The 13678-nt window shown below is 72.1% G+C and carries 11 protein-coding genes; 9 read left to right on the top strand and 2 right to left on the bottom strand.

Translation table 11 applies throughout. The features are described 5' to 3' along the window. The first annotated feature begins 9 nt into the window (after positions 1-9). From BLW86_RS11435 to BLW86_RS41975, 6 genes are all read left to right on the top strand, one after another. Entirely contained in the window at positions 10-1029 is a 1020-nt protein-coding gene (locus tag BLW86_RS11435) for an agmatine deiminase family protein (protein WP_093873936.1), read from the top strand. Positions 1030-1071: 42 nt separating this feature from the next. Further along, entirely contained in the window at positions 1072-1509 is a 438-nt protein-coding gene (locus BLW86_RS11430) for a hypothetical protein (RefSeq protein WP_093873935.1), read from the top strand. A gap of 102 nt (positions 1510-1611) precedes the next feature. After that, complete coding sequence (locus tag BLW86_RS11425; RefSeq protein WP_256341658.1) at positions 1612-2166, top strand: TetR/AcrR family transcriptional regulator; 555 nt, start codon at positions 1612-1614, stop codon at positions 2164-2166. 66 nt (positions 2167-2232) lie between these two features. Continuing rightward, the gene (locus tag BLW86_RS11420; RefSeq protein ID WP_093873933.1) at positions 2233-3552 is read left to right on the top strand and encodes an MFS transporter; all 1320 of its coding nucleotides are present in this window, start codon (positions 2233-2235) and stop codon (positions 3550-3552) included. 282 nt (positions 3553-3834) lie between these two features. Then, a complete protein-coding gene (gene cimA, locus BLW86_RS11410) occupies positions 3835-5451 on the top strand; it encodes a citramalate synthase (RefSeq protein ID WP_093873931.1) in 1617 nt (538 codons plus the stop codon). Positions 5452-5509: 58 nt separating this feature from the next. Continuing rightward, positions 5510-6850 (top strand): hypothetical protein, encoded by a 1341-nt coding sequence (locus tag BLW86_RS41975; protein ID WP_371129468.1) that lies wholly within the window; start codon positions 5510-5512, stop codon positions 6848-6850. A gap of 18 nt (positions 6851-6868) precedes the next feature. Here the strand turns inward: BLW86_RS41975 and dnaN are convergent, their stop codons facing one another. Continuing rightward, positions 6869-7972, bottom strand: coding sequence for a DNA polymerase III subunit beta (gene dnaN / locus BLW86_RS11400; protein ID WP_093873929.1), 1104 nt, complete (start codon positions 7970-7972; stop codon positions 6869-6871). On the opposite strand from dnaN, the gene BLW86_RS11395 reads away from it, so the two are divergent. Further along, positions 7971-8174, top strand: a complete 204-nt coding sequence (locus BLW86_RS11395; protein ID WP_093873928.1) for a hypothetical protein — start codon at positions 7971-7973, stop codon at positions 8172-8174. The genes dnaN and BLW86_RS11395 overlap by 2 nt on opposite strands. A gap of 88 nt (positions 8175-8262) precedes the next feature. On the opposite strand, the gene BLW86_RS11390 is transcribed toward BLW86_RS11395, so the two are convergent. Continuing rightward, complete coding sequence (locus BLW86_RS11390) at positions 8263-8874, bottom strand: YceI family protein (protein WP_093873927.1); 612 nt, start codon at positions 8872-8874, stop codon at positions 8263-8265. Positions 8875-9098: 224 nt separating this feature from the next. Between BLW86_RS11390 and BLW86_RS11385 the strand changes: the two genes are divergently transcribed. Continuing rightward, a complete protein-coding gene (locus tag BLW86_RS11385) occupies positions 9099-9608 on the top strand; it encodes a hypothetical protein (protein ID WP_093873926.1) in 510 nt (169 codons plus the stop codon). A gap of 129 nt (positions 9609-9737) precedes the next feature. Next, complete coding sequence (locus BLW86_RS11380; protein ID WP_093873925.1) at positions 9738-13586, top strand: endo-alpha-N-acetylgalactosaminidase family protein; 3849 nt, start codon at positions 9738-9740, stop codon at positions 13584-13586. Positions 13587-13678 lie beyond the last annotated feature (92 nt).

Below are 13678 nucleotides of genomic sequence, written 5' to 3'. Positions count from 1 at the left end.
ACCTGACTCATGACCTTCCGCATGCCCGCCGAGTGGATGCCGCACGAGCGCACCTGGATGGCCTGGCCCAGCCCCAACCCCACCTTCACCAACGAGGAGGAGCTCGCCGAGGCCCGTACCGCCTGGGCGTCGGTGGCCCGTGCCGTCCGCCGCTTCGAGCCGGTGACGATGGTCGTCGCGCCCGGCGACGCGGAGTCGGCCACGGCGCTCCTCGGCCCGGACATCGACCTCGTCGAGCGCGAGCTCGACGACGCCTGGATGCGGGACATCGGCCCGACCTTCGTCACGGACGGCACCGAACTCGCCGCCGTGGACTGGGTGTTCAACGGCTGGGGCGCCCAGGACTGGGCCCGCTGGGAGCACGACTCCAAGATCGCCCGCCATGTCGCGGACGTGGCGGGAGTCCCCGTACTCTCCTCCCCCCTCGTCAACGAGGGCGGCGCGATCCACGTCGACGGCGAGGGCACCGTCCTCCTCACCGACACCGTGCAGCTCGGCTCCGGCCGCAACCCCGAGTGGACGCGCGAGCAGGTCGAGCAGGAGATCCACGCCAAGCTCGGCACGACGAAGGCGATCTGGCTCCCCCACGGCCTCGCCGGCGACTACGGCCTGTACGGCACCCAGGGCCACGTCGACATCGTCGCCGCCTTCGCCCGCCCCGGCACGGTCCTCGTCCACAGCCAGCAGGACCCGGCCCACCCCGACTACGAGCGGTCCCGGATGTACGTGAGCATCCTGCGCGGCCAGACCGACGCCCAGGGCCGCGCCCTGGAGGTCATCGAGGTCCCGGCCCCGACCGTCCTCAAGGACGAGGAGGGCGACTGGGTCGACTACTCGTACATCAACCACTACCTGTGCAACGACGGCGTCGTCCTCTGCGCCTTCGACGACCCCCACGACGAACTGGCGGCCGAGATCTTCCGCCGCCTCTTCCCCGAGCGCGAGGTCGTCCTGGTCGACGCCCGGACGATCTTCGCGGGCGGCGGCGGCATCCACTGCATCACGCAGCAGCAGCCCGCCGTCCGGTAAAACCGCTGGTGGTGGCCGCACGCCCGATGAGAGCGTGCGGCCATGCCCGTACCCCACCCCGACGGCGACTACGCCCTCACGACCCTGTACTCCGTTCCCGACGACGCCTGGTACCTGGAGCTGGACCACGTCGGCGGGCAGCGCACGCTCGTCCTGGCGATCGTCCCCGACGAGGACCCCGGGCGGGAGCCGACGGTGTGCTTCGCCGCCGGCAAGGGCGACCACGACATCCCGTACACCGTCATGCGCTGGTTCATGGACCAGGTCGAGGCCGAGATCCGCACCTCCCGCGGCTGGATGACCCTGCGGCCGGAGATCGTCGCGGTGATCCGCGACCTGCGGCAGGAGCACATGGGCGTCATCGCCGACGAGCACCTCCCGCCCGTTCTCGCCGAGCTGCGCGCCGCCGTGCCCGGGGCCGACCTCGCCGACGTCATGCTGCACGCCTTCGGGCGCGGGCCCGACGGCCGCATCCTGTAGAACGTACGAGTGAGTCAGAGCAGCAACCCCACCCCCTCCCCGTCCCACCCCCGCCGGCGCAACCAGGCCGCCCCGCCCCGGGAGGACGTGCTCGCCGCGGCCATGGACACCATCGCCGAGCGGGGACTCGACGGGCTCACCATGGCCGGGCTCGGACGGCAGGTGGGGATGAGCAGCGGGCACCTCCTCTACTACTTCCGCACCAAGGACGAGCTGCTGCTGCAGACCCTGGAGTGGAGCGAGGGGCGGCTCGGGGCCGAGCGCAGCGCGCTGCTGTCCCGGCCGGGGACGGCGCGCGACCGGCTCGACGGGTATGTCGACGTGTACGTGCCCGACGGGCCCCGCGACCCGCACTGGACCCTCTGGCTGGAGGTCTGGAACCGGTCGCAGAACGCCGACGACGACGCCCGCGCCCGGCAGGCCGCCATCGAGGGGGCCTGGCACCGGGACCTGGTCGCGATCCTCGCCGAAGGCGTCTCGCGGGAGGAGTTCCGCGCGGTCGACCCGGACCGCTTCGCCACCCGGATGCGGGCCCTGCTCGACGGCTTCAGCGTGCACGTCGCCGTCGGCATCCCGGGCACGGGGCGGGAGCAAGTGCTCGCGCACGTACGGGAGTTCATCGAGCAGGACCTGCTCGCGCGACCACAACGCACGTAAGTACACCCGATCGTTGTGTGCTACAGCCTTGTCGCCCCCGCGTGGTCTCCGGCACGGTTCCTGCCCATGGGACGAGAGCACTGGAAGAAGATCTGGGTCGGCTCCGCCGGCAACATGGTCGAGTGGTTCGACTGGTTCGTGTACGCGAGCTTCGCCACCTACTTCGCGGGAGCCTTCTTCCCCGAGGGCAACGACACCGCCAAGCTCATGAACACCGCCGGCATCTTCGCCGTCGGCTTCTTCATGCGCCCCGTCGGCGGCTGGCTCCTCGGCCGGGTCGGCGACCGCAAGGGCCGCAAGGCGGCGCTCACCCTCACCGTGACGCTGATGTCCGCCTCCGCCGTACTGATCGCGATCGCGCCGACGTACTCCGTCGCCGGGTACGGCGGCGCCGCCGTCCTCCTCGTCGCCCGCCTCCTCCAGGGCCTCTCCGTCGGCGGCGAGTACGCGGCCAGCGCCACCTACCTCACCGAGGCCTCCGCGCCGCAGCACCGCGGCTTCGCCTCCAGCTTCCAGTACGTGTCGATGACCGCCGGCCAGATCCTCGGCCTCGGCCTGCTGCTCGTCCTCCAGCACACCCTGTCCGCCGACGCCCTGCACGCCTGGGGCTGGCGCATCCCGTTCGTCGTCGGCGCCCTCGGCGCGGCCGTCGTCTTCTGGCTGCGCCGCACCATGCTGGAGACGGAGGTGTACGAGGAGACCGCCGACTCCGGCGTCGCCCGGGGCCAGCAGGGCACCCTCAAGGCCCTGTGGGCGCACAAGCGCGAGGCCTTTCTCGTCATCGCGCTCACCATGGGCGGGACCGTGGCCTACTACACGTACACCACCTACCTCACCAAGTACCTGTCCAACTCCGCCGGACTGCCCAAGCAGACCGCCACCCTGGTCTCCTTCTGCGCCCTGATCGTCTTCGCCTGCCTGCAGCCGCTCGCCGGCCGGCTCTCCGACCGGATCGGACGCCGCCCGCTCCTCATCACCTTCGCGCTCGGCTCCACCCTCCTCACCGTCCCGATCCTGACGATGCTCAAGCATGCGGGCTCCTTCTGGCCCGCCCTCGGCCTCTCCCTCCTCGCGCTCGTCGTCGTCACCGGCTACACCTCCATCAACGCCTGTGTGAAGGCCGAGCTCTTCCCGACCGGCATCCGCGCCCTCGGCGTCGCCCTGCCGTACGCCATCGCCAACGCCCTCTTCGGCGGCACCGCCGAGTACGTGGCGCTCTGGTTCAAGGACGCCGGCGTCGAGTCGGGCTTCTACTGGTACGTCGCGGGCTGCGCGGCCGTCTCCCTGGTCGTCTACCTCACGATGCGGGAGACCCGGGACATCGACCTGGGCCGGGTGGGCGCCGCCCGCTCCGAGCGGCCGCGAGATCAACTGCCCGTATCGTGAGACCACCGTCCCGCTGATCCCGGACCTGTGCCAGACTTCCGGCGTGCTCGCTACCACGATGATTATCGGCAGCAGCGCGCCGGTCCGCAGTGGCCACTGAATCGCGGAACGATCCCCGCAGCAGTGGACACCGTGCCCCAGACCCGCGCGCAGACCTCTCGCACCCGCGAGGGGTTTTTTCGTTTTCCGGCCCCACCCACGCCGGAAGCGGACGACGCGTGAGAATGGGGGCAAGTGGATCCATACCTTCCGGAGCCACATCCGACAGGAGCCATCACAGCCATGACCACGGAGAACGCCGAGGGATCGCGCCTCGACGACAGTTTCCATGTCTTCGACACGACGCTGCGCGACGGGGCGCAGCGTGAAGGCATCAACCTCACCGTCGCGGACAAGCTGACCATCGCCCGGCACCTCGACGAGTTCGGCGTGGGCTTCATCGAGGGCGGCTGGCCCGGCGCCAACCCGCGCGACACGGAGTTCTTCGCCCGCGCCCGGCAGGAGATCGCGTTCAAGAACGCGCAGCTCGTCGCCTTCGGCGCCACCCGCAGGGCGGGGGGCAGCGCGGCCGAGGACCCGCAGGTCAAGGCGCTCCTCGACTCCGGCGCTCCGGTGATCACCCTGGTCGCCAAGTCGCACGACCGGCACGTCGAGCTCGCCCTGCGCACCACCCTCGACGAGAACCTGGAGATGGTCCGCGACACCGTCTCCCACCTGACCTCCCAGGGCCGCAGGGTCTTCGTCGACTGCGAGCACTTCTTCGACGGCTACAAGGCGAACCCGGACTACGCCAAGGCCGTCGTCCGCGCCGCGTACGAGGCCGGCGCCGACGTCGTCGTCCTCTGCGACACCAACGGCGGCATGCTCCCCGCCCAGATCCAGGCCGTCGTCGCCACCGTCATCGCCGACACCGGCGCCCGTCTCGGCATCCACGCCCAGGACGACACCGGCTGCGCCGTCGCCAACACCCTCGCCGCCGTCGACGCGGGCGCCACCCACGTCCAGTGCACCGCCAACGGCTACGGCGAGCGGGTCGGCAACGCCAACCTCTTCCCCGTCGTCGCGGCCCTGGAGCTCAAGTACGGCAAGCGGGTCCTCCCCGAGGGCGCGCTCGCCGAGATGACGCGGATCTCGCACGCCATCGCCGAGGTCGTCAACCTCACGCCCTCCACCCACCAGCCGTACGTCGGCGTCTCCGCCTTCGCCCACAAGGCCGGACTGCACGCCTCCGCGATCAAGGTGGACCCCGACCTCTACCAGCACATCGACCCCGAGCTGGTCGGCAACACCATGCGGATGCTCGTCTCCGACATGGCCGGCCGCGCCTCCATCGAGCTCAAGGGCAAGGAGCTCGGCGTCGACCTGGGCGGCGACCGCGAGCTCGTCTCCCGCGTCGTCGAGCGCGTCAAGGAACGCGAGCTCAAGGGCTACACGTACGAGGCCGCCGACGCCTCCTTCGAGCTGCTGCTCCGGGAGGAGGCCGAGGGCCGGGCCCGCCGCTACTTCCGTACGGAGTCCTGGCGCGCGATCGTCGAGGACCGCCCCGACGGCACCCACGCCAACGAGGCGACCGTGAAGCTCTGGGCCAAGGGCGAGCGGATCGTCGCCACCGCCGAGGGCAACGGCCCGGTCAACGCCCTCGACCGGGCGATGCGGGTGGCCCTGGACCGGATCTACCCGCCGCTCGCCAAGTTCGAGCTGGTCGACTACAAGGTCCGCATCCTGGAGGGCCGCCACGGCACCGAGTCCACGACCCGGGTCCTCGTCACCACCAGCGACGGCAACGGCGAGTGGTCCACGGTCGGCGTCGGCGAGAACGTCATCGCCGCGTCCTGGCAGGCCCTGGAGGACGCCTTCACGTACGGACTGCTGCGCGCCGGGATCGACCCCGCCGAATAGTTCCCCTATGTCTCGTTCGGTCCGGTTCGGGTAGCGTCGAACCATGAGGACCAGGGCGATGTCCACGGGATCGGCCCTCGGCGGGCTGCTCCTGCTCCTGCTCCTGGTCCTGGCGCCCACCGCGGGCGCCAGGGCCACGGGCGTACCCGACGCGGCCGCCGCCCTGAGACAGGGCCCGGTCTACGTCGACCCGGGCGCCGCCGGCCAGCTCTCCACGGCCGACGCGAAGGCCCTCGCGCAGAAGATCAGGGACGCGGACAAACCGCTCTTCGTGGCGGTCCTCCCCGCGAACGCGCAGTTCCCGCCGGAGGGACTGCTGCGGAACCTGCGGACGCAGACCGGGATCGCAGGCCTCTACGCCGTCCGCCTCGGCGACCGCTTCGACGCCGGCGCCGACCGCTCGGTGATGTCCGAGCAGACCGTGCGGAACCTCGTCACCGCCGTACGGCAGCCCGGCGTCGACGCCGCCACCGAGCTCAACAACTTCGTCGACCAGGCCCTGCCCGTGACGCGTGGCTCCGCCCCGGCCTCCTGGGGCTCCGTCGGCAAGGACTCCGGGGTCCCCGTCGCCGGACTCGTCACCCTCGGCGCGGTCGTCGCCGCGGGCGGCGCGGGCGCCTACGCCGTCGTCCGCCGCAAGCGGCTCCGCAAGGAGGCCGAGGAGCGCGCCGCCCTCGACCGGCTCCGGGTCGTCGTCGACGAGGACATCACCGCCTTCGGCGAGGAACTCGAACGCCTCGACTTCCACCCCGCCGAGCGCGGCGCCGACGACGCCATGCGCGGCGACTACGAACGCGCCCTCGACTCGTACGACAGGGCCAAGTCCCTCATGGGCGCGGTCACCCGGCCGCACGAGGTCCGCGGCGTCACCCAGGCCCTGGAGGACGGCCGCTTCTCCCTCGCCGTCCTGGCCGCCCGCCGCGAGTCCCGCCCGCTCCCCGAGCGCCGGCCCCCGTGCTTCTTCGACCCCCGCCACGGCCCCGCCGCCGAGGACCGGACCTGGACCCCGGCCGGTGGCACCCCCCGCCAGGTCCCCGTCTGCGCCGCCGACGCGGCCCGCCTCGACGACGGCCTCGACCCCGTGGCCCGCACCGTCGACACCGACACCGGCCGCCGCCCCTACTGGGAGGCGGGCCCCGCCTACGGACCCTGGGCGGGCGGCTATTTCGGCGGCGGCATGCTCCCCGGCCTCCTCGTGGGCACCATGCTCGGCTCCATGCTCGCCACCCCCGCCTACGCCGCCGAATACGGCGGCACCGACTTCCAGGGCGGCGACTTCTCCGGCGCCGACTTCGACTCCTCCGGCTTCGGCGGCGACTTCGGCGGTGGTGACGGGGGCGGCTTCGGCGGCGGCGACTTCGGCGGAGGCGGCGGGTTCGACGGGGGCGGCGGCTTCTAGCGGCCCCTCCGGACGTGCTCAGACCAGCGGCTTCACCGACATCAGCAGGTGGCGGTGGGTCCCCTCCGGGCCGTCGGTGAGGAGGGCGCGCTGGCCCGGGCCCAGGAGGTGGAAGTGGACCTCGGGGGCGTCCAGGGAGGCCAGCGCGTCCAGGAGGTAGTTCGGGTTGAAGGCGACCGTCAGGGACTTCGCGCCCGTGAGGGCGGCGGGGAGGCGCTGGGAGGCCACGTCGTCCTCGTAGCCCGCCTGGAGGTGGAGGGCGGTGGGGGAGAAGGCCAGCTGGACCGGGCTGTCGCCCTCCGCGACGACCGCGACCCGCTTGACGGCCTCGGTCAGCGGGACCCGCCCGGTGACCGCGAGGGCGTGCTCGCCGAGGGCGAAGAGCTTGTCGTGGCGGGGGAGCCGGCCGTCGAGCAGACGGGTGGTGGCGCGGGTGCCGGCGCTCTCGAAGCCGAGGGAGCCGGAGTCGAGGGCGAGGCGGGCCGGGCCCGCGCCCGCGAGGGAGCGGGCGATCTCGGTGAGGCGACGGGCCGGGACGACCACGTCCGCGCCCTCCACGTCGGCGCCGGCCTCCGGCTTCCACTCCAGGGTGCGGACCGCGTACCGGTAGCGGTCGGTGGCGGCCAGCGTCATCGTGGTGCCGTCCAGGGCCAGCCGTATCCCGGTGAGGACGGGCAGCGAGTCGTCCCGGCCCGCGGCCACGGCGACCTGGCCGACCGCCGCGGCGAAGGCGTCCCCGTCCACCAGTCCGCGCACCTCGGGCAGCGCGGGTGCGGCGGGATAGTCGTCGAGCGGCAGCAGGGAGAGGCCGAAGCGGGCGTCGCCCGAGGTCACCGAGAGGCGGGCGCCCTCCACGGCGAGCTCGGTGGCGCCCCGGGGGAGCACCTTGCAGATGTCGAGCAGGCGCCGGCCGAGGACCAGGGCCCGGCCCTCGACGACCGTGTCGGCCTCGACCTCGACGCGGGCCGAGGCCTCGTGGTCCAGACCCGAGACGCGCAGCCGGCCGTCCGCCGCCTCCAGGAGCAGACCGCCGAGGACGGGCAGGGGGGAGCGGGCCGGCAGGACGCGCGAGGCCCAGGCCACGGCGTCGGTCAACACGGCGCTGTCGATGCGGAATTCCATGCCGACGACGCTAACGGCCGCCACTGACAACGGGGTCGACCAGCAGGTCCAGCCGCTCTCCACCCCCTCCGCGCCCTTCGCCCCGCCACCCGTCCTTCGCCCCACGACGATCGGCCCCAGCGGCGCCCTCGGCCCCCAGGCCTTCGTCGCCCCCGCCGCCGGCCTCGCCCACAGCCGCGCCGCCGCCGAGAAGCGCGGCTGACGCCCGGGGCGGTGGAGAACGCCGAGCGCCCGCCTTCCGCTGTCGCGGAGGGCGGGCGCGCTCGTGTTTCCAGGGGCCGGCGGAAGGATCAGGCGGCGTTCTTGATCGCGGAGATGTCGAAGTTCAGCTTGACCTTGTCGCTGACCATGACGCCGCCGGTCTCCAGGGCCGCGTTCCAGGTCAGGCCCCACTCGGAGCGCAGGATCTCGGCGGAGCCCTCGAAGCCGACGCGCTCGTTGCCGTAGACGTCCGTCGCGGTGCCGTTGAACTCCAGGTCGATGGAGAGCGGCTTGGTGACGTCCTTGATGGTCAGGTCGCCGGTGATCCGGTACTTGTCGCCGCCGAGCTGCGCCGCCTCCGTGGAGCGGAAGGACATCAGCGGGAACTGCTCGGCGTCGAAGAAGTCGCCGCTGCGCAGGTGGCCGTCGCGGTCGCCGATGCCGGTGTCGATCGAGGCGATCTTGACGTCGATCGAGGCGGCGGAGGCGGCCGGGTTCGAGCCGTCGAGCTTCAGCGCGCCCTCGTGCTCGGCGAAGGTGCCGCGGACGTTGGTGACCATCGCGTGACGGACGGTGAAGCCGATGCTGCTGTGCGCCGGGTCGATGGTGTAGTCGCCGGTCAGGGCGGCGAGGGCGGGGTCCACGGGGAGGGTGGCGGTGGCGGTGGCGGACTCGTTGTTCTTGCGGCCGAAGAGACCCATGACGTGCTCCTTGTCGGTGTTTGTTGAACCTTCAACGAAGACGACTGTAACCCTATTCCGTTCAACATTCAACATCTCGGGAAGTTGTTCATCCGAACGGCGTCACGCCGACACCGACGCCCTCTGGCGGACGCGCGTAGAACTACGGCACCATCTCCCTGCGCGACGAGCACCACCTGCACAGCCGTCCCCTGTCGTCACGGTCATCCGCAGGAGGAACCCCCGTGAAGATCCGCTCCGTCCTCACCGCAGTCGCCCTCGTCCTGGGCGCCCTCTTCGCCCCCGGCTTCGGCGCCCTCACCACCGCCACCGACGCCCACGCCGTCACCAAGATCAGCCACTCCACCGCGACCTCGATGTTCCGGTCCTCCGGAATCACCTGGTCCTCGTCTGGCAACTGCTCGGACCGCTACAACTCCACCTGCACGTCCTTCGAGCAGCTCAACCTCGCCACCGCCCAGGGCGCCCAGACGCTCAAGAGCGCCAGCGGCTGCGCCCTCAACATCACCGGCGGCACCGAGGTCGGCCACGCGAGCGGCACGTACTCGCACTGGAACGGCTACAAGCTGGACTTCAGCAAGTACACCTGCCTCGGGAGCTACATCAAGAACACCTTCACCTACATCGGGCTGCGCGGCGACGGAGCCCCCCAGTGGAAGTCCGGCGCGGGCAACGTCTACGCCGACGAGGGCAGCCACTGGGACGTGACCTTCTACAACTGCGGCGGCTGCTGACCCGCACCGCGGCCGAAGAGCCCCTCTCCGGTGGTCACTTGGACTAACCGGAGGGGGTTCTTGGACTGGAGGGGCCCGCGCGGCGCGATCTCGTTGACGGTGCTGCCGGGGCGGTGCCAACTAGTGCGCATGCCCCTCCCTCACTCGCGAAGCCCGCGAAGAATACGTGCGGTCTGCGCGCTCGCCGCCGCGTCGGCCGGCGTGTTCGCCCTGTCCGGACCCGCCCTCGCCGAAGAAGAGACCACCACCGCCGACGGCGCCGTCATCGGCTCCGACCGGCTCTCCGTCGCCGTCGCCGAGGACTTCCCCCGCGTCCTGTCGTACACCGACCGGGCGAGCGGCGCCCGCCTCCTCGGGAGTACGGCCCCGGTGACGCAGGTCGTGCTCAACGGCACCGCCCGCGCCGTCCAGGTCAAGGGCGCCCCCGTCCTGACCGCCACGTCCGCCGCGTACACCCTCGTCTTCCCCGACCTGCCCGGCGTCGAGATGGACGCCCGGCTCGGCGTCGACGACCGGACCACCACCTTCGAGGTGACCGCCGTCCGCGACACCGAGGCCTTCCGCGTCGGCACGATCGACATCCCCGGCCACGACCTGGTCTCCGTCGGCTCCTCGGACACCGGCGCCGCGACCGCCTTCACCCGGCTCGACCCGGACTCCACCCGTACCGCCGACGTCTTCGCCCGGGTCACCGACACCACCGCGGCTGAGGCGAACCCGGTCGGCGCGAGCTACGCGATCGTCAACACCGGACGGCTGGCCGCCGCCGTCGAGTCCAACTCCAGCTACGACAAGCCCTCCGGCGCCTCCGCCCGCGACGGCGCCCGCTTCTGGCACCAGGCCCGCAGGAGCGGCACGGAGACCCGCGTCGGCGTCTGGTCCGGCCAGTGGACCTACCGCGGCGCCGGCGCCCCGCAGCCCGAGAGCGGCGAGAACCTGCCCTGGGCGAAGGTCGTCGTCACCCCCGACGCCAACGGCGACGGCGCCACCGACTGGCAGGACGGCGCGGTCGCCTTCCGCACGATCGGGATCAAGGCCCCCGGCAGCGACCAGACCCCCCGCCGGGTCGTCGCCCACATCCCCTTCAACTTCGCCTCCCAGGCCACCCACCCCTTCCTGCGCACCCTCGACGACGTCAAGCGGATCTCGCTCTCCACCGACGGACTCGGCCAGTTCGCGCTGCTCAAGGGGTACGGCTCCGAGGGCCACGACTCCGCCCACCCCGACTACGGCGGCAACTACAACAAGCGGGCCGGCGGCCTCGCCGACCTCAACACCCTTCTGCGCGAGGGCAAGAAGTGGGGCGCGGGCTTCGGCGTCCACGTCAACGCCACCGAGTCGTACCCCGAGGCGAAGAACTTCAGCGAGACCCTCGTCGACAGGACGAAGCCCGGCTGGAACTGGCTCAACCAGAGCTACTACATCGACCAGCGCCGGGACGTGAACAGCGGCGACCTCGCCCGCCGCTTCCAGCAGCTCCGCGACGAGACCGACCCCAACCTGTCGATGCTCTACATCGACGTCTACTACACGCACGGCTGGATCGCCGACAAGACGATGCAGGCCGTCCGGGCACAGGGCTGGAACGTCGCCACCGAGTGGTCGGAGAAGTTCGAGCGGGCCTCCCTCTGGTCCCACTGGGCCAACGACCTCGACTACGGCGGCGCGACCAACAAGGGCCTCAACTCGCAGATCATCCGCTTCATCCGCAACGGCGAGAAGGACGTCTGGAACAACCACCCGGTCCTCGGCCAGACCGCCCTCGTCGACTTCGAGGGCTGGACCGGCGAGACCGACTGGAACGCCTTCTCCGCCAACATCTGGCAGCGGAACCTGCCCGCCAAGTACCTCCAGCAGCAGAAGATCACCCGCTGGAACGGCGACGACGTCACCTTCACCGGCGGCGTCCGCGGCACCGTCGAGAACGGCCGCCGCACCTTCTACGAGAACGGCCGCAAGGTCCTCGACGGCGAGAGCTACCTGCTCCCCTGGGACGGCGGCAAGAAGTTCTACCACTACAACAAGGCGGGCGGCACGACCAGCTGGGCCGTTCCCGACGGCACGCGCGCGTACACCGTGTACGAGCTCACCGACAACGGGCGCGTGAAGACCGCCACCGTGCGCCCCTCCGGCGGGCGGATCACCCTCGACGCCGCCGCCGGACAGCCCTACGTCCTCTACCCCGACAGCGCCCCCGCCCAGACCGCCCCGCAGTGGGGCCAGGGCACCCCGGTGAAGGACCCCGGCTTCAACGACGCCAAGCTCGGCGCCTGGACCAAGGCCGGCACCGTCGCCCGCGACACCGACGACCAGGGCCGCAACAGCGCGAAGCTCAGCGGCACCGCCACCGCCTCGGTCCGGCAACAGATCACCGGCCTCACCCCCGGCAAGCGGTACACCGCCTCCGCCCTCATCGAGGTCGAGCCCGGGAAGACCCGCCCCACCACCCTGTCCATCGGCGACCGGGCGGTCACCGTCGAGCGCTCCGCCCTGGAGGACCAGGTCGCCGCCTCCGACTGGAACGGCACCCGCTTCCAGCGCGCCAAGGTCACCTTCTCCGCCCCCGCCGACGGATCCACCCCGCTGCGGATCCAGGCCGCGAGCGGCAGCGCGGCGACCGTCCGGATCGACGACGTGCGGATCGTCGCCGACGCGCCTGCGACGAAGGCCGGCACGGTCGCGTACGAGGACTTCGAGGCCGTCGACCAGGGCTGGGGCCCCTTCCTCAAGGGCGACGCCGGAGGCACGACCGACCCCCGCACCCACATCGCCCAGCTGCACGCCCCGTACACCCAGGCCGGCTGGAACGGAAAGGCGATCGACGACGTCATCGGCGGCGCCGAGAGCCTCAAGTCCCATGACGAGAACAGCGGACTCGTCTACCGGACCGCGCCCTGGACCGTCCCCATGAAGGACGGCCACGACTACCGCGTGGAGTATGACTACCAGTCCAGCCACGCGGGCGCGTACGAGTGGGTCACCGGCTACGACCGCACGCACGGCGCCGGACCGGCCGTCGAGACCCGGCGCACCCCGATCGGGCAGCAGAGGACCACCGGGCACTTCGCCGAGACCGTCACGGCGGGCTGCGGCGACACCTGGACCGGGCTGCGCAAGCGCGCCGACGCCCCCGACGGCGCCGACTTCGTCCTCGACGGCTTCACCGTCACCGACCTCGGCCCGGCCGCCGAGCGCGCCGCCTGCGGCACGCTCACCGTCACCGCGCCCGAGACGCTGGAGCCCGGCCGGCCGAACCGGGTCACGGCCACCTTCGTCAACGACGAGGCCGCCGACGTCACCGGCGCCCAGGCCGTCCTCACCCTCCCCGAGGGCTGGACCGCCGAACCCGCCGCCCCCGTCGCCCTCGGCACGGTCGCCCCGGGCGCGCGGACCACCGCCACCTGGCAGGTGACCCCGCCGGTGGACGCGGCCTACCGGCCGTACTCGCTGGGCGCCTCCGTCGCGTACGGCCTGGACGGCGGGCCCAGGAAGCTCACCGCCGCCACCACCGTCCGCACCCTGCCCCCGCCGCCCACCGCCGACAGCTGGGCGAGCGACCTCGACTGGACCTCGGCCGCCAACGGCTGGGGACCGGTCGAGCGTGACCTCTCCAACGGCGAGACGGGCGCCGGCGACGGCTCCCCGCTGCGGATCGGCGGAGTGACGTACGCCAAGGGCCTGGGCACCCACGCCCCGGCGAAGGTCCGTTACTACCTCGGCGGCCGGTGCACCTCGCTCACCGCCGAGGTCGGCGTGGACGACGTCCAGACCAGCCGCGGCAGCGTGCAGTTCAGCGTGCTCGCGGACGGCGCGGAGAAGGCGGAGTCCCCGGTCCTCAAGGCCGCCGACCCGGCCTGGTCGCTCACCGCCGACGTCACCGGCGCCTCCTACGTCGACCTGGTGGTCGGCGACGGCGGCGACGGGAACGGCAACGACCACGCGGACTGGGGGAGCGCCCGCTTCCACTGCGGGAGCTGACGTCCAGCAAGCGCTTGCCGTGCTCATTGATTGCGTCGGAAACAGGGTGTTACACCGGGCGCCGACCGGTCTCCACCACTTCCCCCGGGAGG

The organism is Streptomyces sp. TLI_105, assembly GCF_900105415.1.
Lineage (GTDB): Bacteria > Actinomycetota > Actinomycetes > Streptomycetales > Streptomycetaceae > Streptomyces.
This window is presented reverse-complemented; position numbering and strand designations above follow the sequence as displayed.